The following is an 18,553-nucleotide window of genomic DNA, read 5'->3' on the forward strand; positions in this document are numbered from 1 at the left end:
GTCGTAAGAGAAATCTTTTCTCATCCAGCCCTTACAATCTTCTACTGTACATTCCCAAACCTCTGTTTTTTCTTGAGCTAAAGGTTCTTGGTTTCTTTTGCCGTAATAATACATACTAACATCACTACTCCTCATATTACATTATAGCTTATAAAGGAGTAATAATCATTTATATAAATTAGTGTTTCTTACCATTTTATTTTCATGGAATAATGCACGGAATTTTTGATATAAGAATTTCTAAACACTTGGTAATAATGTTCATATCTTCTTCTTTTGCTTTTTAATTGCACCACTTACCGTAGTAGTACATCCCTAAACTAAGCCGCCAACGTAAGGAGGGTTAGTTTAAAGATTAGTTTAATCGTGGAATCATTTCGCTTATCACCGGTAATCAAATGGTTATTTATAGGGACTTTCCAGAAGTTTCATGACTTGTTGGAAATTTTTATTTCGAGTTATTATAAATAATAAAACTTCATTTTACCTCAAATTAAAATATATTGTCAATGAAAAATTTGTAATATTTTCAAAAAATGTTATAATAGTTTTACAATTGTTTTTTCGATCGTATTCCGAATTCCGCTGTGTTTTTTTCAGATAGAATTATGGATACATTTTTTCAATACCCTTTTTTAAAACTGAAAAAAACTCAAACAGTTGTGTGAGCTTTAAAGGTAAGTTAGTTGAATAAAATTATTAATTTACCATCTAATAGTAACCGAGTTTTTATTCTACAAGGAGGCCTAGAATAATGAATCTAATCAATAAGAAAGTTACACACAAGCTTTTTGGGATAGGTAGTATAGTTAAATGTAATGATTCTAGTATTGAAATACATTTCGCATCGGAAAATAAAAAGTTTGTTTTCCCTGATGTATTTGGAAAGCATCTAAAACTGCATGATAAAAGTGTTGCTCATTCACTCGAAAAAATTATAGAAAAAAAGGAAATGGAACACAACGAGGAAGAACGGAAGAAGGAAGAGGAAAAAAAACTACAACGAAAAAACCAGGAACTTCGCTGGGGACTTGAAAAACTTATGAAGAATCATAAACTTCATTCTGAATCACAAATGGTTTTTTGGTGTGACATAGAAGAACAGAATAGTTCTTTTTTAGAGTGGAAGGTTTTTTCAGGTGTAATAAAAAGTGGTAATAACAAGGGGAAGCCAACCAAACCCATCCGTTTGCACCAAAATAGTGCTGTCTTGTTAACAGCAATAGATTCCAGTATGCCTGAAAAAGACAGACGTATCTTAGGCGTGTATATGGTGAATGAAGATTTTATCGGTAAGCTTTGTGAAGATGGATATATTCCTGCTCATTCAAAATACAGACTCCAGCTTACAGAACAGGAATCGGATCAGATGCCTTTCTGGAAATATTATGTAAATGAAAGAACATCCCAAAAAATGACATGGAATACAGGTAAATACCGTTATTTTGATAATTTATGGATGGCTCAAATTTTGCTTGATATAGCTGAGTTAAAAAGTGACCCAAAGGAAAGAGAGCTGGCACAACAATTTTTTGAACATTTTTGTAAAATGAATCTGATAACAGCTGAGGAGTTACCAAAGCCTAATGGCGCATTGATGCGTATGTAAACGTTAGCCCAAAGATAATAGGACTGACACATTTTTCTCACCCATCATTAATAGCGAACATTCCTTAGCTGTTCGCTATTAAAAAGGCAAGAACAGAACGTAGGAGAGAAGATGAAGGATATAACGTGAAAATATTTAGTGATGGAAAAACAGTAACTATAAGAGTATCGAATGAATTAGTAACAATCTTAAAAATTCATTATGTAAAAAACATGAAAAGATACTCTTATACGGTTACTAAATATCCAAGTATTTTTTCTTTGAAGAAGAATTAATGAAACAAGAATAATAAGTAGATAATGAGGAGATACACCTATGCTTAAATTTAAAGTTATTTTCGAATTTATAAATGGCAGGACAAAGGAATTAAAATTCGAAGCCGCATCAAAGAAAGAAGTCATTAGTCATATAACAAAATATGAAAGATTCATTTCGAATGAAAAAGAGTTAGTGCACATCAATTTAAATAACGTGGTACAGTTTATGATTACAGAAGAAAAATAATAATAAAAACTAGGCATCTATTAATTGAGGTGCTTTTTATTTTAATAAATAGACTGATTTAAATTTAAATAACATTTCTGAGAGTAGTAATAAAATTGAGCGGTTAATTGAAGCTCTTCTTAGCTCTTCACTAGATAAAGAGAAAGTTATAGAACAATTAATTGAAATGGAGTTAGAACTTGACCATATTAATAGGCACTATAAAAGCTTAAAAAAAAGAATTAAAACAATTACTTAATGTTTAAGTAAAAAAAGTTACTTATAAACTATAAAATATGGAGAAAAATACATGAGCACTAACACTCTGCCTTTATTTTCAGAAAAATACTTTGAAGGATTAACTTTAAGTCCAGCTCTGTTTTATTCATGGAAATATAGCATTCGCTTTGAAATATCAGATCCATTAATTTCATCTCACGAAAAAGATTGTTTGAATCAAGCTTTTCATCGATCAATCACATTATTTCAAAGGGTATTTGGAGAGGGAGATGAGATTCTTTTTGTTACGGATGTGCATACTACGAACAAAGATCGTTTCCTTCAAAAAAGACCTTTAAACGTTTATTTAAAATACATAAAAGATAAACAGCGGCTATATCAATTAAACCATCACTGTTTGCCGAGTATATTTCAGGATGAAGATGAAGACGATGATCAATCTTTGCCCCATCGCTTTGGACTTTCTTGTAAGAAAACAGAATTAAGATATGCGCAGCTTTTAAAGTCTATTAATTATGAAGACTTTGCTCATCCATCTACTATTCTGAAGAGTAATTCCCAAAGTAGTTATGATATTTACTTTATTAATCTCTCTAAAAAAATGATTTTTCATTTGTATGACGACCGCGGATGTGATGTCTTAGCCTCAAGTAAAGAATCTATACGCTTTCTTTATGAAGAATATAATAATTGGATTTTGGATTATGATCGAGAAGAAATTGACCTTTTATTTAAGTGAAAAGTAGGATTCATCCACTAATTAGCACATTTTTTATATCCATAATCACCTGTCTTACAGTAACTAAAAATAAAAAGGGTATCTACAATCTTCTAGGTTAATTTTGATATATAATCAGATTAGCATTAGGCTTATAGCTCAATGGAAATATGACCCTAAGGAGATATTACAATAATGCAAGACCTAAAAAATAATAAACCGACATTAGCTTGGCAACAAAGAATGGAAGATGATGAAATTTTCACTGTAGAGAATATTAAAGCCACTGATGAAATCCTTGATACTTATATGAATAGACTTAAAGATTCTGTAGATAAAATGTCAGAACAAGATATCTTAGAATATGTAAAAGAGGTAGTTATAGGATTAAACGAATTAAATGAACAATTTGATTATTTCATTGAAACATTAGAAAGAGAAGAACTTTGTGAGTTTATCATTAAAGCTGCAAATGCAGCTGGCTTAGAAATTGAAGAGGATATCACAGAAGAGTGGAGAGAGTGGTAACATACAAATGCTTACATATAGGAGAATTAAATATGGATTCTAAGCAGTTATTTCTAGTTACCATAATCATGACCCTAGGAAGTAATGTAAAAGAAGAACATTGTGTGAAATGTTCTTCTTTTATAAATGATCAGAGTGAGGTATAGTTGCATACATTTGCAGGTGTCTTTTTGACACTTAAATTTAATCGTTCTAATGGCCATGAAATAAGGAAAGAGAATATTGATAAACATAAATAATTACGAATCCTAGCGAAATTAATAGCCCTACATGCAATTTCCTGAAGTGCTTGATGGTATTTCCAATTATTTCATGAAAGATAACAAAAGACAGTGTACCGATTGCTGCGCCAGTCGATAAAGCTTGTAGTTTAAGTGAGGAAACTTGTACACTTTCACCAATGAATAAACTGCCTCCTAAAGACAGCGACAGAATGGCTATAATTAGTAAAAAGAAGGTGTTAGGTATTTTTGCTATAGAGAGGACTGTCATAATTGCCATCCCCTCTGGGACCTGATGTAAAAGGGTAGCTGCGAATACAGAAGCTGATTGGTGCATATCTGTTATTCCAAATGTAATACCTGTGATGACATTATGAAAAAAGATAGCAACCGTTAATAAGATAAGTGCCTGTAAGGGTGAAATTTCGCTGTTTTGTTTATGCAAAAAGAGGTCAATGCATAGCATGATGATATATCCGGCTACAATTCCTAATAAAACGCCTCTTAAATCATATAGATGCCAAGTAGACGGAAGGATATCAAAGAACAATAAGCCCAATAAGATTCCACCGCATATAGCATACATAAATTGGATTCTTCCCCTTGCCAGATGGTTTACTAATCTGAGAAGTCCTCCTCCTGCTAATAAACCCAGTAAAGAACCTAAAGTAAATAAGATATTCATTTCTATATGCATAATTGCTACTTCCTTTCGGCTATATGGTTTTTTACAACTAACCTATTCAAAGGAAAGGCAATCATACCTATGTTTTATAAATGGTTAAAAAAATAAAAGTACACGATATTAACTTGGGATTAATTTTTAGGTAAATCACTAATAAAAAAGGACATACTAACGTTATCTAAAAAAGAGGTGTTACTATGGAATCTCCTTTTGAAATGATAACCAATGTGGACAAGGTCGAAAATGCTTATTATATAGAAGTGAAACCAGGTGAGTACAATGCAAAGTATTGGAATAAAGAATCAGTCTATTTTGCTGATGAAGCTTTTGCTTATTTCTATACCACGATTTGCAAGTATGTGCCACAGTATCAACCTACCCAAGTGACAGAAATCAAAGTAGAAACATGGCTGAGGATCAGTAATCAGCTGCAAGAACTCGCATATTTTTTGAGCACTAATCCGCCTATGATTAAACTAAAGAAATGGATTGATTTTAGCAAAGTAGAGGGAACGTACAAACAGTTTGATCGTCAAAAAAACAAGTACATTCGCGAGTTAATTAACATGATTAACGAATTTACAGTGTGGATAACAAAGGTATGTCAAACGCAATCATATATCACCATTTTGGGTACTTAACAGGCCTTGAAACCTTAGAGGCTTGGAATGAAGAGCAAAATCCCAAAAACAAATCGTGAGTTAAATCACTAAAAATCCTCTCAGATGAAGCAAGTGCTTCTATAAATCAAAAAAAGATACTTTATAAAGTATCTTTTTTTGATTTAAGTTTTTGAAGAATGTAAAATCTAATTGGTATCATTCGGTACTTCAAGAGAAGTAGGTTTGGTGTTCCTTTTGAAAAATGAAATAATTACCATTATAAGAACGAATGCTACACAAACTATAGAGCTTAACCTATTCGCACTGTCTATGAGAAAGACTATGAAGCTAATAATTAATGTACATGCGGCAAAAAGCGTTAAATAAGGGAAGCCCCAAAGTTTAAAATATGGTTTTTCTTTATATTGAGGACGTAGCTTTAGCTGAGCTAAGCAAATACTAATCCATATAAGAGAAACTGTAAATCCAGGAATAGCTAATAAATAAGAAAAAGCTTTTTCAGGATATAAGTATACGAGGTACGTTCCCAATAATAAAAATAGGACACTGAAAGCTAAACTGTAAACAGGTACGCCTTGTTTATTTACATAGGACAAACTTTTAGGAGCATCTCCCGACTGAGATAAAGAATGAAGCATCCTTGTACAGCCATAAATACCTGAATTGGCTGCTGAAAGGACAGCTGTTAATAAAATAAAGTTCATAATATGAGAAGCACCTTGAAGCCCGGCTGTTTCAAATACTTGGACAAAAGGGCTAGCATTTGCATCAATTTTATCCCATGGTATCAAGCCACAGATAATAAAAATAGGCAAAGTATAAAACAGAACTACTCTCCACATAACGCCTTTAACTACCCCTGGTAATACCTTTTCAGCATCTTTTGTTTCCGTAATAGTTAAACCAATGAGTTCTGATCCTCCATACGAGAAAATGACTACAAGTAATGTAGAAAAAACGGCTTTCCAGCCATTTGGCACAAAATCACTATAATTATGAAGATAATGAGAAGATGAATTATTACTTGGCATAATTCCAAATAGTATCGCTATACCTAATAAAATAAAAGCAATAATAACAAAGATTTTAATACCAGCAAACCAAAACTCAATTTCTCCAAAAGACTTTACGCTTGTAGCATTAATTAAAATAAGTACAATTGAACAAATAAGACAAAGAATCCATAAAGGAATAGAAGAAAACCAATATTGCAGAAAACTACCTGCAGCGATGACTTCAATAACGCACACAGTAAGCCACATAAAGCAATAAGTAGCCCCCATTACAAAAGAAAAACGTCTTCCAAAAGCTTTTTGAATTAGATCTTTCATATTGTGCGATGGGTATACAATAGCCATTTCAGCCAAAGCTCCCATTACAATGAGAAGCAATAGTCCAGCAAATAGATACGAAAAGATAACCGAAGGTCCTGCTAATCCAATTGTATCAGCACTCCCTTTGAAAATCCCTGTTCCAATCATTCCTCCAATAGCAATCATTCGAATGTGTCGCGGTAATAATTGCTTTTTTAACGTATTCTTTGATGCAGTATTTTCTTTCATGATGCCCTCCTTTTAACATAAAAAAGTCCCTGCTGAATTATTCAGCAGGGACGAAAATTTCGCGGTACCACCCTATATTGTAAAAACATCTTACCTCTTAATTACCATAACGGTTTTATCCGTCCTCTCTAAAACACCATTAGAAGAGGAAGCTCTAGGAGTGAATTTCATCTCTAATCTTTGTACTGACTTCCACCAATTATCAGCTCTCTATAACAGGGAGATTAGGATTACTTAAGATCCTATCTTAGCTTTTGTTTATTAAATTAAAGTGTATGTAATGTATATCATCATAGTTAGTTTGAAATTAAATGTCAATATGTTTTTATCTATTTACAGCTATAAGAAGAGTTATTAGATTTTACATAAAGATAATCATTACCACTATTCGGTATTTAATCATTCCTTTTCCAATCATTTGTACTGTGATTGAATTGTACGCTTTTCTATAATAGAAAACCTACTGTGCAAACAAGAGTACAGTAGGTTTTCAAATCAGAATAAAAATGGTGAGGAAATATCTCAGTATTGTATCCTAAAGAATATAACAAGGCAAGAGTTATTATCCTTTTTGGAACTTTTCTTTTACAAAATTTGAATTATAAATATATAAAAACCTTTAATAATAGGAATTTTAAAGGTTTGTTACTTCTTATAATTCATATTAAGTGAACAAAAAACTCCTTTAAACAAAAGGTCTGGAGGATATTTTTATAGAAGTATAGTTAAGTTGACTACTGATACCTTGTGTAATGTCGATAATGAATTGGGAAATAGGGGGAGTTTTAAATGTCACATCACTCATTAAAATTGTACGACTACCATGTATGGGCAAACCAAAAAATTTTCGACCGATTAAAAGAACTTTCTGAGGATATTTACGAAAAGAAAATTCAGAGCGTTTTTTCTTCTATATCAAAGGTGATGGCGCACATTTATGTCTCTGACAACATATGGTTAGATTGTATTTCTGGTGAAAAGTTTGATGAAGCATTTGCGTCGGCTAATCAATTGAGAGAACAGATTGAAACGAAAAGAATCGAGGAATTAGAAACGATGTTTTTCGATTTATCAGGCCGGTACAAAGCGTTTCTCAATCATCAAGAAGATATAGAAAGCGACTTTGTGCTTGAAACTTCATTTGCTGGACGACTCGAAACCCGTTTATCTGATGTAGTACAACACGTTGTCAATCATGGAACATATCATCGTGGCAATATTATAGCTATGCTACGGCAATTAGGCCATCCCGGTGTTATGACTGATTATATTTTATATTTATATGAAAGGGATACAAAAGAGTAGTTTCTCCTCTATCTAAAAGGGGTAGTATCAGGAAATGCGGATTTACAACGTCAAGGGAATTCTAATATTAAAAGGCCCAATTCCTAAGTATTAAACTAGAGAAATTGGGCTTTTTTTCGTTCCTCCATTTTTATATTTTTATAAGAAACGAAAAAGTACCTCCCGTACAAATAGAAAGATGCTTTCTCGTCACAATCATTTATAAATAAAAACCTAGTTAATCAAAGACTTTGAAATGCAGAGAAATGCTCGCTGACAAAATTAACTTTTGTTTTTCATATAACTCCTGATTCAACGCAAATTCCCGCGTTATAGAACCCTTTATTTTCTTGTTATTAATTTATTTTCCAAACTGAAGTCAGAGCTTTTATACCTTCAATAATTTAAAGATATGGACCATTTTGAGAGAGAGCTAAAAGAATATGTACATTACTACAATAACACTCGCATTAAGGAAAAATTGAAAGGCATGAGTCCAGTCGAATACCGTACTCAAGCCAACTACGTTTGGACTTGTCAATATTTATTGGACACTAAGTTAAGATACTATGATGAATAGGCTTTTTCGTATTCAATAGGGGAAAGATAATGCAGAGAAGAATGCATTCTTTTGGTATTGTAATAGAGCTCTATATATTTAAATACTTCTTTTCGAGCTTGTTCTGGTGTCGTAAATTTGGCACCATGAATGAGCTCTCTTTTTACGGTCTTATAAAAAGATTCCATTAATGCATTATCATAAGGATTTCCTTTTCTACTGACACTTGAGACAGCACCATACTTTTTCAGTATAGCTTGAAAATTACTACCTGTATATTGGGAACCCTGGTCTGTATGGATAATTAATCCTGTTGGAGGATGTTCTTTCTTATATCCTTGTAAAAAAGCGTCTATCACAAGAGAAAATTTAAAAGTATTTAATTTTAGTGTACTTTTAATAAGATATATTCAATAAAAAATATAAAAGTAACACTCTTCATATAAAGGAGTAAAAGGATAAACTAACTTATAAAAATAACAGTTTTATTATTTACTCTTATTGACGACAAATATGGGCTTTTTCTACAAGGTATGTAAATGATGAAACTAATTTTAATAAAGTATGTTTAATATTACCTAACGATATAGTGGAAATTAAAGCTAAACATAAATATCTTTATGTAAATTAGCTCTGTATACCATATACACCTTAAAATAGAAACACTCCCCTATGCGAGTAAGAGAGTTTCTGAGGAGAGTTGATTAGTGCTGATGCTTATACATCCTTTGTAGTTTGTTCGAATTAATGTACGTTATTGGTAATAGGCAAAAAACTATTTACTTTGCCATAATTAAAGCTTTAATAACTTCATTGCAGTAATGTTTAAAATCGTGATTTTTACTATTAGTTTCAATATTGTTTTTTCTCATTTCTAACACTCCTTTAGTTCTTTTAACCGTTCGTTATTTTATATTTGTTACCTATATTGTATCTAAACCCAACAACCTTGTTATTCACCTGCGAGAGTAACTTTTTAATGAATTCCTACGACTAAAGAATGAGAATAGAAATAACAAAAAGAATCTCTTTTAGAGAGATTCTTTTTTATTTACTACCTAGAAGGTACATTATGGTAACTAGAAGTGTATATCACATACATTGCTATAAACGAAAAGCAGTAATCATAACTTATTTAATGGTTCAACTTTTTTAATTTAACACTTCGTGAGTATTATCTCTTAGAATTTTTCTTTTATGGAAATAAGTAAAGATTATAGAAATAATTAAACATAGTGCTCCTGGAGAAAATACAAATGAAAAAATTGTTCCTAAAAATATGAGTTTAAGACTTGTAGTTGAATTCTCTTTCTTTTTTAATTTTAAGACATAAACTATAGTAAGGATTACACTTAGTACAAATAGTAAAATAATTAACCATCCATAACTGTTTGAAAAACTTATGACCTTTTTAATTATATCCATTATTTGGTTTACGTCTGAATTATTTAAACTAGAATCATTTTGAAAATTTTCTTTGAGTTCGTTTAAATATGATGGTTTTTTAGAAATTATATTAAAATTAATTACTGAGATTATTAAACCAATTGTAACTAATACATTTAAGATTAAACCTATAATACAAAATATAAATCCTGCAGCGTTTTTCTTCATTATTAATCTCCTTAATCAGTAATAAGAGTTTTTAAAATTTATTCTATAGATAAGAAAATTTCTTCTAATTCTACTGTTTCTTGACCAAAATTATATATCTTAAATCCATCAATAATTAACGCATTTAATACAATTGGTATGTCATCATAGTTAGCTAAATCTATAATTGTTTTATCGGTAAAATTGTCTAAAATCTTGATTTTTTTTGTTATAGATTCAGGTATATTATTTTGGTTTAACGAAGGTATTGATTGTACGTTTATTCTTACTTTGGAACTGAATTCTTGTCTTAATTGTGCGATTGTTCCTATTTTTTCGATTTTTCCTTTGTGCATTATAGCAATTCTATCGCAGACTTTTTCTATTTCGCTCATATTATGGGATGTAATGAAAACAGTAACATTTTTATTTTTGAGTTCCCTAATAATACTTTGAATATGCAAAGCAGATTCAGGATCTAACCCTGATGTAGGTTCATCTAGTATGATAATACTTGGATTACCTAATAAAGCCTGTGCAATACTGATTTTTTTCTTCATGCCAAAAGAAAATGTTTTAATTTTTCTCTTTCCTGTAGCTCCTAAACCTACATAATTTAGTAAGTTATTAATTTCAGAATTAGAATATCTTAGACTCTTTAATTCACTCATATATTTTATAAATTCTTTAGCAGTCATATGTTGGTACAGATTTGATGTATCAGGCATTACACCTATGCTCTGTTTAATAGAATTTAAGGACGTATCTAATATTTCTTCAATCCAAAATTGTCCTTCTGTTTTTCTGTTAATACCCGTAAAAGTATTAATTAAAGTAGATTTTCCTGCACCATTTCTTCCTAGAAATCCAAATACTTCACCTTTTTGAATTTCCAAAGATAAATTTTTGAATATATAGCTTTTGTCAAATTTTTTTCCTAATTTAGATATTTTTATTGCAGTAGTGTTATTTTCCATATTAAAAATCCTTTCTATTAAACAAAATAATTGAAATAGCTATAAAAAAGAAAGAAATAATCAAAGGAATTATCATTAAAAATGACTGATTTATAATCGTATAATAAGGCAATATGTATTTAAAAATATACATAGTTGATGAATCATCTAAAGAGCTATATATACCAAGTAGAGGTAAAAATATACTTATAAAAATTGCAATGAATAGTGATGCTGTTGGTCTAACAATAATTGTAGAAATAAGAATATTAAGTGCTATTGGATAGGTAACAAATATTATTAAAGTTATTAAATCTATCCAAAACCAATCTTTTGCTATTAAAGATATTAAAATAAAAGAGATCAATATAGTAAAAGCCCAAAATAGAAATACACCCAAAAATTTTCCTAATATGATTTTTGATCTAGAAATTTTAGTTACTAATAAACGTACTGTTTGAGTTTCTAATTCACGATTTATAACGTCATGAGAAATCATAAAGACAAATAAAAAACCAAATAACAAAAGTAAAAATGAAATAGCAGACGTATAGGTACTTCCCCCTTGGCTTAAAGCTGTAGTAATTGATAATTTATTTTTTAGAACATTAGCAGTATAAGTAGATACTGTTATAAGAAATAAAATTATGACTACAGATTTAAAACTTTTAAAAGATGAAATAAATTCTTTCCTTGCAATTGCTAACATATAATAATCACTCCTAATAAAAGGTAAAAATTCCATATTGTTAAAATTATCAAAGTTATAAAATAAAGTCAAATATTTTTTGTTTTTTTTTTAATTTTGTTAAATTCATTTTAAAAAAGTTAAAAAAAACACTTGTTTTACACCTAAAAAATGGTTAAAATGGTGACAAATCAGAAAAATAATTGCTGGGGGAATGATCATTTTGGGTGAAGTTAATAAAACTAATGGTAATGATTGGGTTTTAAATTTATCTGATGAGGATATAGAATTCATAAGAAAGTTTGTAATAAATTCTGGTTCTTTAAAGAAAGTAGCCAAACTTTATGAAGTATCTTATCCAACAGTAAGATTAAGACTAGATAGAGTAATCCAACATATTAAGGTTTTTGATGATCAGCCTAAACCATTTGATTCTTATATAATGAAGTTAGTAGTTGAGGAAAAGATAGATTTTGATGTAGGAAAAGAAATTTTAAATAAACATAAAAGTATTATGGAGGAAAATAATGAATAATTTTATCGGGTTTCTTATACCAATTTTTGTGATTTTGTTTCAATATTTTTTATCAACAAGACAAAATAAGTGGTTAGGTGCTTTAATACCTATTATCTACGTTATAACTATTATTTACTTTATTTCTTTAGGAAGATTAGAATTATCGTTTCTAAATTTTCTTCTATTCTTAGCTGGTTTAGTAGCGATACTAGGTTTATGGAATAAAGGTAGAACTGATTTAAAAAATAAGCAAAATAAAGAAATTAAAAAAATGAAGACTAAAGATATAAAAAAGTAATAAAAATTTGTTTATTTCAATGTTACCAGGGTATGGTGTAACTAATGATAATTTTAATAGTAATAGCTCTTGCAGCTATTATTGGGGTAATAACTGCAAGAGTTATTTGCATAGAAATAGATTACTAATAAGTAACACTGTCCTATGTAAAGTTAGGGATAAATACTATTATCCAATTCTTTTTTTGATTTCGTCATAGACCCAGACAAAAGAATAACCAATGTTTAACCATTCACTAATTTGGCCTTTGTGATCCCAAGCCCATTTTACGTATTTTGAGCCTTTAGAAGCTAACCATCCTACAAATTTCAAGAATAATGACATTTGAAAAACCTCGCTCTAGTATAAGATTTATGTTTATTGATGTACCGTAACCCTTGCAGTTATTATTGGGGTAATAACTGCAAGGGTTATTTGCATAGAAATAGATTACTAACAAGTAACGCTGTCCTATGTAAAGTTAGAAATAAATACTATTATCCAAATCTTTTTTTAATTTCTTCGTAGATCCATGTAAAAGAATAACCAATGTTCAGCCAATCGTTAATTTGGCTTTTGTGGTCCCAAGCCCATTTTACGTATTTTGAACCTTTAGAAGCTAACCATCCTACAAATTTCAAGAATAATGACATTTGGAAAAAACCTCCTCTCTACAAAACTATTATTACCATATTACAAGAAAACTTCCAAGTCAACTCCATAAATGTAATTTTATATAATTATTTGTCTTTTTTAATCGTTTTTACATATATTTAACATGGTAATATGTTGTATTTATTTGTTTTTTTATGTAAAATCATGAGTGGCTATATATATCTAATATGTAAAAAGCCATTCTATAGAGAATGGCTTAAAGGCTATTGGTGGAGATATATAATTCGTCAAAAAATAGATTAAGTTAAACAGGAGATTCAGCAAAATGTTAAAAATTAAAGGAAATAAAGTATCCCCTTACTCAATTAAAATATGGAAATATCATGTCTGGATAATGTATCTTATTCTTTATATCATTGGTTTACTTGTTCTTTCACTATCCCTATATAGAGAGTGGGGGAATTTGGTGTTTTGGTTAACCACGTTATTAATAATAGTTCTATTAGTTGTGAATCTTTTAGAAATAAAATTTATAGTTCCTTTAAGGTTTAAGAACTTTAGTTATGTTATACAAGGGGAGTATATATCTATAAGGCAGGGTGGTATTTTTAAAAAAAATACCATTATTCCAGTTAATAAAATATATTATGTTAATAGAAAAAGCGGTCCTTTATTAGAGAAATACTCTTTAGAAAATATCGTTGTAGGAACATTAGCAGGTGAACATGTTATTCCATGTCTTCCAGAAGAAAAATCTAATGAATTACAACAAAAAATAATCGATATTTGTGAAATAGTAGAGTATGAGGAGGAAAAAAATTAATTGAATAATATCTCTTTTAGACGTAATAGTATATTTCTCCTTCCTTACTCATTATTTGTACTTACTCGACAATATATTATTTTTTTTGCTATGCTTTTTTCTATTGGAAGTCAATATAGAGAAAATATTATTTTTAAAATAATATTTATATTTTCTATATGCATGATTATTGTTAATATTTTTAGGATTTTTATAGATTGGATAACTTTCAAATACCTTGTAGATGGTAAAGCTATTTATATTGAAAGTGGACTTTTTTTCAAAAAAAAGATTAAGTTATCATTTGATAAGATACAAAATGTCATGGAAAAAACTCCATTTACTTTTAAAGTATTAAAAATGACTTCTTTGAAGATAGATTCAGGAGTTGATACTGACGATGGCAAAATTGAATTAAAAATGATAAAAAAAAGTGAATGTAATGACATCCTAGAAAAGGTTACATTACTTTCAAAAAAAGAAGAATACAATATTCATGATAAATGTGAAGAAAATGATATGATATATCAAATTAATAATAAAGAAATTTTCATAATGTCTATTACGTCATTGAAATTAATTTTATTTATTCCTTTTTTGATGTCAATTTATCATCAGATTTCTGAATACTTTACTACTACATTGATCGATAAATATATAGACAGTTTAAAAGATTTAGCTAATTTGACGACCTTATCAATTATATTGTTAATATTAATATTCCTTTTATCTCTAATATATGGATATGTAGTAACCTATATTAAATTTGGTAAGTTTTCAGTATCTAGAGGATATGATAGCTTATACATAAAAAGTGGATTTATCAATTTAAAATTCAATTCAATTCCAATAGATAAGATTGTATCTTTAAATTTCACTACAAATATCTTCTTTAATTGGTTAAAATATCATAAAGTTAAAGCAATTACATTAGGTGAAACATTTAATACAGAAGCAAATAACGCTTTGTTATTTCCATTTATTAAGAAAGAAAAAACAAAATCTTTATTAGAAAATATTACTCCTGATTTGTTAGATACAATTCTTTTAAAAAAACTTTCGTGGAAATCTGGGGTTTTAAATTTAATTTCTTATTGTCCTTTCATCATTATTTTGACTGCTTTACTTATTTTACAAAACTCTTTAAGTTTATTATTTATATCCATTATAATTATTCTACTATATCAATACTTTAAACAAACAAAAAAAAAATATGGGTTTAATTATAATAAGAAGATTATAAAATTACAATTTGGATTTTTTGTAAAGAAAACTTATATAACAAGCTTTGATAATATAGAGCAAATAGTGATTAAACAAGGTATTTTACAAAAGTGTTTTGGTACTTGTAGTTTAATCATATTTATAAAAACTAATCAAACTAAATGTTTTAGGATTCAAAATATACTGTATAGCGATTGTGAAAAAATTTATAACTTATTCACCAACAAGGATTAATAAATTTATCCTTGTATTTATAGAGTTAAAAGAAGAAGAGAAAGAAAGTGTTATTTCATCTTATTCTTCATCGTCAATTACTGCTGTTGCTTATCATGCGGAAAAGTGTGTAGAGGAATGGTATAGGAAACAATATGGTGATGTAGAACCCCAAAATGACTGGAAGGAATCGTATTACGATTTCCTTGTTACTCCAAAAGACGGAAAACAGATTACAGTAACTATTAAATATAAAAGAGAGTTCTATCCAAAACAAGTAAGATCTTCCCTAAAAAGATTAACATACTTTTGGAAGGAGTCTGATATTTACGAAAAACATGTTGTATTTGTGATAGATGATTTAAAAAATGATTTCCTTTCCAAAAGCATGGACTTAGAGTTTAATATTAATAAGAATACTAAAGTAATATTAGGGTATATTGGACCTGCAAACAGTTTTGTTCCTGTAAGTGAATATTAAGGTTAGTTCTAGCATAATACTGAAAATAACTAAAAAAAGAACAGAAACTCTATAAACTAATATAGAGTTTCTGTTCTTTCTAATTCCTTTTTAAATGATAACCTTTAAACTTATAACCATATACGCTCGTAAGATCAACAAAGCTCTTATAGGAATACGTAATAGCAACCGGTGTGCCTATTTGGACTTTGTCATAAAGCTTTTCAATGTCTGCATTATGCATTCTCACGCAACCTTGACTCACATACTTCCCAATGCTACTTTCATTGTTGTTTCCATAAATGTCGTATGTATCACCATACGTACCATTTGCATTTAACCCTAACCAACGTTTTCCTAACGGATTGCGAGGATCGCCTCCAGGAATATGACCTGTATAATAAGAACGATTTTTAATCTTGTTCACGACTTTAAAAAAGCCAACAGGCGTTTTATCCCATGTTTTCGTTGCCACTGGATCAACGATTTCAATATAACCATTATGAAAATATGCAAGCTTGTTGTAGTACTTGTTAATGATGATTAAATCTTGATTCGCTGGTTTACTTGCAGCTTCTGTTTTCCCCTGATTTACTCCACATAATGCGACCATTAATAAGGTAAGAACGATCATTGATTTAATAAGAATGTCCTTCATAAAAACTCTCCTCTTTTTTATATTTTTATAAGAAACGAAAAAAGCACCTTCCAATTAGAAAGTGCTTTTTCGTCACAATCATTTATAAATAAAAACCTAGTTAATTTGCGACTTTGACATGCAGAGAAACGCTCTCTGACGAAATTAACTTTTGTTTTACGTGTAATTTCCCATTCGATGCAATTTTCAGGACTCTAGACAAATGCTCATTTTCTTACTTTTATTGGCTCCTGTTGAAAAAGAAAAGTAGTTTTCCTTCTATTACAAAATTATTAGTAACCTGAATTCAACTCATAAAAGAAGACCTCTATTTCTTCTGGATATAAGTTTTTAACTCTTATTTCGTTCTAAATAGCTTTCTTTATAACTAACTGTAAACGCTAGAATATAATTGACAGTTTTTGCTCAATGTAATTTTACACTTTTGCTTCAATAAGCTAGAACTCTANCAAATATACGGAGGAATACCCAAGTCCGGCTGAAGGGATCGGTCTTGAAAACCGACAGGGGTGTCAAAGCCCGCGGGGGTTCGAATCCCTCTTCCTCCTCCATTTATTTATATCATATTCATATCATCGCGGGGTGGAGCAGTTCGGTAGCTCGTCGGGCTCATAACCCGAAGGTCGCAGGTTCAAATCCTGTCCCCGCAACCAATTAATTATTGAGATACAGGTCTGGTGGCGATAGCGAAGAGGTCACACCCGTTCCCATACCGAACACGGAAGTTAAGCTCTTTAGCGCCAATGGTAGTTGGGACTTTGTCCCTGTGAGAGTAGGACGTTGCCAGGCAATTCAATAATAAAGACCCTTATTAGCCTCTTGTAAAAGAGCATAGGGGTTTTTTATTTGGAACATTCTATTATAAGTAATGAAAATAACGCTATTCATAGCGCTTATATAGATTTTTTTGGAGGATTAGCTCAGCTGGGAGAGCACCTGCCTTACAAGCAGGGGGTCGGCGGTTCGATCCCGTCATCCTCCACCAGTTTTTCGAGCCATTAGCTCAGTTGGTAGAGCATCTGACTTTTAATCAGAGGGTCGCAGGTTCGAGTCCTTCATGGCTCATTTTAAGAAGCGCCCGTAGCTCAATTGGATAGAGCGTTTGACTACGGATCAAAAGGTTAGGGGTTCGACTCCTCTCGGGCGCGCCATAAACGGGAAGTAGCTCAGCTTGGTAGAGCACTTGGTTTGGGACCAAGGGGTCGCAGGTTCGAATCCTGTCTTCCCGACCACGATTACCAGTATCAGTACCATGATGGGGCCTTAGCTCAGCTGGGAGAGCGCCTGCCTTGCACGCAGGAGGTCAGCGGTTCGATCCCGCTAGGCTCCACCATACAGTATACGGAGGAATACCCAAGTCCGGCTGAAGGGATCGGTCTTGAAAACCGACAGGGGTGTTAAAGCCCGCGGGGGTTCGAATCCCTCTTCCTCCGCCATTTTCTATTTCGGTCCCGTGGTGTAGCGGTTAACATGCCTGCCTGTCACGCAGGAGATCGCGGGTTCGATTCCCGTCGGGACCGCCATTTAAATTATTGGGCTATCGCCAAGCGGTAAGGCAACGGATTTTGATTCCGTCATGCGTTGGTTCGAATCCAGCTAGCCCAGCCATAGAGAGCCATTAGCTCAGTTGGTAGAGCATCTGACTTTTAATCAGAGGGTCGAAGGTTCGAGTCCTTCATGGCTCATTTTAATAAGCGGAAGTAGTTCAGTGGTAGAACACCACCTTGCCAAGGTGGGGGTCGCGAGTTCGAACCTCGTCTTCCGCTCCATATATATTGGCGGCATAGCCAAGTGGTAAGGCCAAGGTCTGCAAAACCTTTATCACCGGTTCAAATCCGGTTGCCGCCTCCACGTATAAGTCCTGCCGGGGTGGTGGAATTGGCAGACACACAGGACTTAAAATCCTGCGGTAGGTGACTACCGTGCCGGTTCAAGTCCGGCCCTCGGCACCATTTTAATAAGCGCCCGTAGCTCAATTGGATAGAGCGTTTGACTACGGATCAAAAGGTTAGGGGTTCGACTCCTCTCGGGCGCGCCA

At 31.3% G+C, this 18,553-nt stretch carries 20 protein-coding genes, 15 tRNA genes, 1 rRNA gene, 2 pseudogenes and 1 other annotated feature; of the genes and pseudogenes, 28 read left to right on the top strand and 10 right to left on the bottom strand.

What is annotated here, in order from left to right; translation table 11 throughout:
• Positions 1 to 135, bottom strand: a 135-nt coding sequence (locus ACFX4W_RS05300; RefSeq protein WP_377559301.1) for a cold-inducible protein YdjO-related protein, incomplete at its 3' end; no start/stop codon positions are given.
• A gap of 619 nt (positions 136 to 754) precedes the next feature.
• Between ACFX4W_RS05300 and ACFX4W_RS05305 the strand changes: the two genes are divergently transcribed.
• From ACFX4W_RS05305 to ACFX4W_RS05320, 4 genes are all read left to right on the top strand, one after another.
• Entirely contained in the window at positions 755 to 1,609 is an 855-nt protein-coding gene (locus ACFX4W_RS05305) for a hypothetical protein (protein ID WP_043981857.1), read from the top strand.
• Positions 1,610 to 1,924: 315 nt separating this feature from the next.
• Positions 1,925 to 2,113 (top strand): hypothetical protein, encoded by a 189-nt coding sequence (locus ACFX4W_RS05310; RefSeq protein ID WP_013082641.1) that lies wholly within the window; start codon positions 1,925 to 1,927, stop codon positions 2,111 to 2,113.
• A 289-nt stretch (positions 2,114 to 2,402) separates the two neighbouring features.
• Positions 2,403 to 3,071, top strand: a complete 669-nt coding sequence (locus ACFX4W_RS05315) for a DUF3885 domain-containing protein (protein ID WP_043981858.1) — start codon at positions 2,403 to 2,405, stop codon at positions 3,069 to 3,071.
• Positions 3,072 to 3,245: 174 nt separating this feature from the next.
• On the top strand, positions 3,246 to 3,578 hold the full coding sequence (locus tag ACFX4W_RS05320; RefSeq protein ID WP_043981859.1) for a hypothetical protein: 333 nt from the start codon (positions 3,246 to 3,248) through the stop codon (positions 3,576 to 3,578).
• A gap of 192 nt (positions 3,579 to 3,770) precedes the next feature.
• Here the strand turns inward: ACFX4W_RS05320 and ACFX4W_RS05325 are convergent, their stop codons facing one another.
• Positions 3,771 to 4,496 (bottom strand): ZIP family metal transporter, encoded by a 726-nt coding sequence (locus ACFX4W_RS05325; RefSeq protein ID WP_043981860.1) that lies wholly within the window; start codon positions 4,494 to 4,496, stop codon positions 3,771 to 3,773.
• 185 nt (positions 4,497 to 4,681) lie between these two features.
• Here ACFX4W_RS05325 and ACFX4W_RS05330 point away from each other — a divergent pair, with 185 nt between their 5' ends.
• Complete coding sequence (locus tag ACFX4W_RS05330; RefSeq protein WP_098526312.1) at positions 4,682 to 5,125, top strand: hypothetical protein; 444 nt, start codon at positions 4,682 to 4,684, stop codon at positions 5,123 to 5,125.
• A gap of 167 nt (positions 5,126 to 5,292) precedes the next feature.
• Here ACFX4W_RS05330 and ACFX4W_RS05335 read toward each other — a convergent pair whose 3' ends face one another.
• Positions 5,293 to 6,669, bottom strand: a complete 1,377-nt coding sequence (locus tag ACFX4W_RS05335) for an amino acid permease (protein WP_043981862.1) — start codon at positions 6,667 to 6,669, stop codon at positions 5,293 to 5,295.
• Between the two features lie 43 nt (positions 6,670 to 6,712).
• Positions 6,713 to 6,927: a binding site (T-box leader), on the bottom strand.
• A 531-nt stretch (positions 6,928 to 7,458) separates the two neighbouring features.
• Here ACFX4W_RS05335 and ACFX4W_RS05340 point away from each other — a divergent pair.
• Both ACFX4W_RS05340 and ACFX4W_RS05345 read left to right on the top strand, forming a co-directional pair.
• Entirely contained in the window at positions 7,459 to 7,974 is a 516-nt protein-coding gene (locus tag ACFX4W_RS05340) for a DinB family protein (protein ID WP_280559446.1), read from the top strand.
• Positions 7,975 to 8,311: 337 nt separating this feature from the next.
• Positions 8,312 to 8,533, top strand: a pseudogene (locus tag ACFX4W_RS05345) (IS3 family transposase); the annotation flags it as partial.
• Here the strand turns inward: ACFX4W_RS05345 and ACFX4W_RS05350 are convergent.
• The 4 genes and pseudogenes from ACFX4W_RS05350 to ACFX4W_RS05365 form a co-directional block, all read right to left on the bottom strand.
• Positions 8,521 to 8,874 (bottom strand): annotated as a pseudogene (locus tag ACFX4W_RS05350) (integrase core domain-containing protein); the annotation flags it as partial. The pseudogenes ACFX4W_RS05345 and ACFX4W_RS05350 overlap by 13 nt on opposite strands.
• Positions 8,875 to 9,664: 790 nt before the next feature.
• Complete coding sequence (locus ACFX4W_RS05355) at positions 9,665 to 10,126, bottom strand: hypothetical protein (protein WP_377559289.1); 462 nt, start codon at positions 10,124 to 10,126, stop codon at positions 9,665 to 9,667.
• A 38-nt stretch (positions 10,127 to 10,164) separates the two neighbouring features.
• Positions 10,165 to 11,082 carry an ABC transporter ATP-binding protein gene (locus tag ACFX4W_RS05360; RefSeq protein WP_377559290.1) on the bottom strand — a complete coding sequence of 306 codons (918 nt, stop codon included), beginning with the start codon at positions 11,080 to 11,082 and terminating at the stop codon, positions 10,165 to 10,167.
• A gap of 1 nt (position 11,083) precedes the next feature.
• Positions 11,084 to 11,770, bottom strand: a complete 687-nt coding sequence (locus tag ACFX4W_RS05365) for an ABC transporter permease subunit (protein ID WP_377559291.1) — start codon at positions 11,768 to 11,770, stop codon at positions 11,084 to 11,086.
• A 202-nt stretch (positions 11,771 to 11,972) separates the two neighbouring features.
• On the opposite strand from ACFX4W_RS05365, the gene ACFX4W_RS05370 reads away from it, so the two are divergent.
• The gene (locus ACFX4W_RS05370; RefSeq protein ID WP_377559292.1) at positions 11,973 to 12,284 is read left to right on the top strand and encodes a DUF2089 family protein; all 312 of its coding nucleotides are present in this window, start codon (positions 11,973 to 11,975) and stop codon (positions 12,282 to 12,284) included.
• The gene (locus ACFX4W_RS05375; RefSeq protein WP_377559293.1) at positions 12,277 to 12,564 is read left to right on the top strand and encodes a hypothetical protein; all 288 of its coding nucleotides are present in this window, start codon (positions 12,277 to 12,279) and stop codon (positions 12,562 to 12,564) included. The genes ACFX4W_RS05370 and ACFX4W_RS05375 overlap by 8 nt, the downstream gene beginning before the upstream one ends.
• Positions 12,565 to 12,732: 168 nt before the next feature.
• Here ACFX4W_RS05375 and ACFX4W_RS05380 read toward each other — a convergent pair whose 3' ends face one another.
• Together ACFX4W_RS05380 and ACFX4W_RS05385 are read right to left on the bottom strand one after the other, a co-directional pair.
• Entirely contained in the window at positions 12,733 to 12,888 is a 156-nt protein-coding gene (locus ACFX4W_RS05380; RefSeq protein ID WP_377559294.1) for an aureocin A53 family class IId bacteriocin, read from the bottom strand.
• 152 nt (positions 12,889 to 13,040) lie between these two features.
• Positions 13,041 to 13,196 carry an aureocin A53 family class IId bacteriocin gene (locus tag ACFX4W_RS05385; RefSeq protein ID WP_377559295.1) on the bottom strand — a complete coding sequence of 52 codons (156 nt, stop codon included), beginning with the start codon at positions 13,194 to 13,196 and terminating at the stop codon, positions 13,041 to 13,043.
• 287 nt (positions 13,197 to 13,483) lie between these two features.
• Here ACFX4W_RS05385 and ACFX4W_RS05390 point away from each other — a divergent pair, with 287 nt between their 5' ends.
• From ACFX4W_RS05390 to ACFX4W_RS05400, 3 genes are read left to right on the top strand one after another with little or no spacing between them, the layout of a single operon-like run.
• Positions 13,484 to 13,981, top strand: a complete 498-nt coding sequence (locus ACFX4W_RS05390; RefSeq protein ID WP_377559296.1) for a PH domain-containing protein — start codon at positions 13,484 to 13,486, stop codon at positions 13,979 to 13,981.
• On the top strand, positions 13,982 to 15,418 hold the full coding sequence (locus ACFX4W_RS05395) for a PH domain-containing protein (protein WP_377559297.1): 1,437 nt from the start codon (positions 13,982 to 13,984) through the stop codon (positions 15,416 to 15,418). It abuts the gene before it with no gap.
• Positions 15,381 to 15,878, top strand: a complete 498-nt coding sequence (locus tag ACFX4W_RS05400; RefSeq protein ID WP_377559298.1) for a hypothetical protein — start codon at positions 15,381 to 15,383, stop codon at positions 15,876 to 15,878. Before ACFX4W_RS05395 ends, ACFX4W_RS05400 begins: the two co-directional genes overlap by 38 nt.
• A gap of 79 nt (positions 15,879 to 15,957) precedes the next feature.
• On the opposite strand, the gene ACFX4W_RS05405 is transcribed toward ACFX4W_RS05400, so the two are convergent.
• Positions 15,958 to 16,515, bottom strand: coding sequence for a L,D-transpeptidase (locus ACFX4W_RS05405; RefSeq protein ID WP_377559299.1), 558 nt, complete (start codon positions 16,513 to 16,515; stop codon positions 15,958 to 15,960).
• A gap of 458 nt (positions 16,516 to 16,973) precedes the next feature.
• Between ACFX4W_RS05405 and ACFX4W_RS05410 the strand changes: the two genes are divergently transcribed.
• From ACFX4W_RS05410 to ACFX4W_RS05485, 16 genes are all read left to right on the top strand, one after another.
• A tRNA-Ser gene (locus ACFX4W_RS05410) sits at positions 16,974 to 17,066 on the top strand.
• A gap of 25 nt (positions 17,067 to 17,091) precedes the next feature.
• A tRNA-Met gene (locus tag ACFX4W_RS05415) sits at positions 17,092 to 17,168 on the top strand.
• 20 nt (positions 17,169 to 17,188) lie between these two features.
• A 5S ribosomal RNA gene (gene rrf / locus ACFX4W_RS05420) occupies positions 17,189 to 17,304 on the top strand.
• Positions 17,305 to 17,424: 120 nt separating this feature from the next.
• Positions 17,425 to 17,500, top strand: a tRNA-Val gene (locus ACFX4W_RS05425).
• 7 nt (positions 17,501 to 17,507) lie between these two features.
• Positions 17,508 to 17,580, top strand: a tRNA-Lys gene (locus ACFX4W_RS05430).
• A gap of 9 nt (positions 17,581 to 17,589) precedes the next feature.
• Positions 17,590 to 17,666: transfer RNA gene (locus ACFX4W_RS05435), tRNA-Arg, on the top strand.
• A 4-nt stretch (positions 17,667 to 17,670) separates the two neighbouring features.
• Positions 17,671 to 17,747 (top strand) — tRNA-Pro (locus ACFX4W_RS05440).
• Positions 17,748 to 17,772: 25 nt separating this feature from the next.
• Positions 17,773 to 17,848: transfer RNA gene (locus tag ACFX4W_RS05445), tRNA-Ala, on the top strand.
• 10 nt (positions 17,849 to 17,858) lie between these two features.
• Positions 17,859 to 17,951, top strand: a tRNA-Ser gene (locus tag ACFX4W_RS05450).
• 11 nt (positions 17,952 to 17,962) lie between these two features.
• Positions 17,963 to 18,038, top strand: a tRNA-Asp gene (locus ACFX4W_RS05455).
• A gap of 10 nt (positions 18,039 to 18,048) precedes the next feature.
• Positions 18,049 to 18,123: transfer RNA gene (locus ACFX4W_RS05460), tRNA-Gln, on the top strand.
• 4 nt (positions 18,124 to 18,127) lie between these two features.
• Positions 18,128 to 18,200 (top strand) — tRNA-Lys (locus ACFX4W_RS05465).
• 9 nt (positions 18,201 to 18,209) lie between these two features.
• Positions 18,210 to 18,284: transfer RNA gene (locus ACFX4W_RS05470), tRNA-Gly, on the top strand.
• Positions 18,285 to 18,292: 8 nt separating this feature from the next.
• A tRNA-Cys gene (locus ACFX4W_RS05475) sits at positions 18,293 to 18,366 on the top strand.
• A 12-nt stretch (positions 18,367 to 18,378) separates the two neighbouring features.
• Positions 18,379 to 18,467: transfer RNA gene (locus tag ACFX4W_RS05480), tRNA-Leu, on the top strand.
• 9 nt (positions 18,468 to 18,476) lie between these two features.
• Positions 18,477 to 18,553: transfer RNA gene (locus ACFX4W_RS05485), tRNA-Arg, on the top strand.

This window comes from Priestia sp. YIM B13489, from assembly GCF_042787645.1.
Lineage (GTDB): Bacteria > Bacillota > Bacilli > Bacillales > Bacillaceae_H > Priestia > Priestia megaterium.

What these genes read in the sequence shown, in the direction of transcription:
- ACFX4W_RS05305 (WP_043981857.1), top strand. Translation starts at nt 755, where the DNA reads ATGAATCTAATCAATAAGAAAGTTACACACAAGCTTTTTGGGATAGGT.
- ACFX4W_RS05310 (WP_013082641.1), top strand. Translation starts at nt 1,925, where the DNA reads ATGCTTAAATTTAAAGTTATTTTCGAATTTATAAATGGCAGGACAAAG.
- ACFX4W_RS05315 (WP_043981858.1), top strand. Translation starts at nt 2,403, where the DNA reads ATGAGCACTAACACTCTGCCTTTATTTTCAGAAAAATACTTTGAAGGA.
- ACFX4W_RS05320 (WP_043981859.1), top strand. Translation starts at nt 3,246, where the DNA reads ATGCAAGACCTAAAAAATAATAAACCGACATTAGCTTGGCAACAAAGA.
- ACFX4W_RS05325 (WP_043981860.1), bottom strand. Translation starts at nt 4,496, where the DNA reads ATGCATATAGAAATGAATATCTTATTTACTTTAGGTTCTTTACTGGGT.
- ACFX4W_RS05330 (WP_098526312.1), top strand. Translation starts at nt 4,682, where the DNA reads ATGGAATCTCCTTTTGAAATGATAACCAATGTGGACAAGGTCGAAAAT.
- ACFX4W_RS05335 (WP_043981862.1), bottom strand. Translation starts at nt 6,669, where the DNA reads ATGAAAGAAAATACTGCATCAAAGAATACGTTAAAAAAGCAATTATTA.
- ACFX4W_RS05340 (WP_280559446.1), top strand. Translation starts at nt 7,459, where the DNA reads ATGTCACATCACTCATTAAAATTGTACGACTACCATGTATGGGCAAAC.
- ACFX4W_RS05355 (WP_377559289.1), bottom strand. Translation starts at nt 10,126, where the DNA reads ATGAAGAAAAACGCTGCAGGATTTATATTTTGTATTATAGGTTTAATC.
- ACFX4W_RS05360 (WP_377559290.1), bottom strand. Translation starts at nt 11,082, where the DNA reads ATGGAAAATAACACTACTGCAATAAAAATATCTAAATTAGGAAAAAAA.
- ACFX4W_RS05365 (WP_377559291.1), bottom strand. Translation starts at nt 11,770, where the DNA reads ATGTTAGCAATTGCAAGGAAAGAATTTATTTCATCTTTTAAAAGTTTT.
- ACFX4W_RS05375 (WP_377559293.1), top strand. Translation starts at nt 12,277, where the DNA reads ATGAATAATTTTATCGGGTTTCTTATACCAATTTTTGTGATTTTGTTT.
- ACFX4W_RS05380 (WP_377559294.1), bottom strand. Translation starts at nt 12,888, where the DNA reads ATGTCATTATTCTTGAAATTTGTAGGATGGTTAGCTTCTAAAGGCTCA.
- ACFX4W_RS05385 (WP_377559295.1), bottom strand. Translation starts at nt 13,196, where the DNA reads ATGTCATTATTCTTGAAATTTGTAGGATGGTTAGCTTCTAAAGGTTCA.
- ACFX4W_RS05390 (WP_377559296.1), top strand. Translation starts at nt 13,484, where the DNA reads ATGTTAAAAATTAAAGGAAATAAAGTATCCCCTTACTCAATTAAAATA.
- ACFX4W_RS05405 (WP_377559299.1), bottom strand. Translation starts at nt 16,515, where the DNA reads ATGAAGGACATTCTTATTAAATCAATGATCGTTCTTACCTTATTAATG.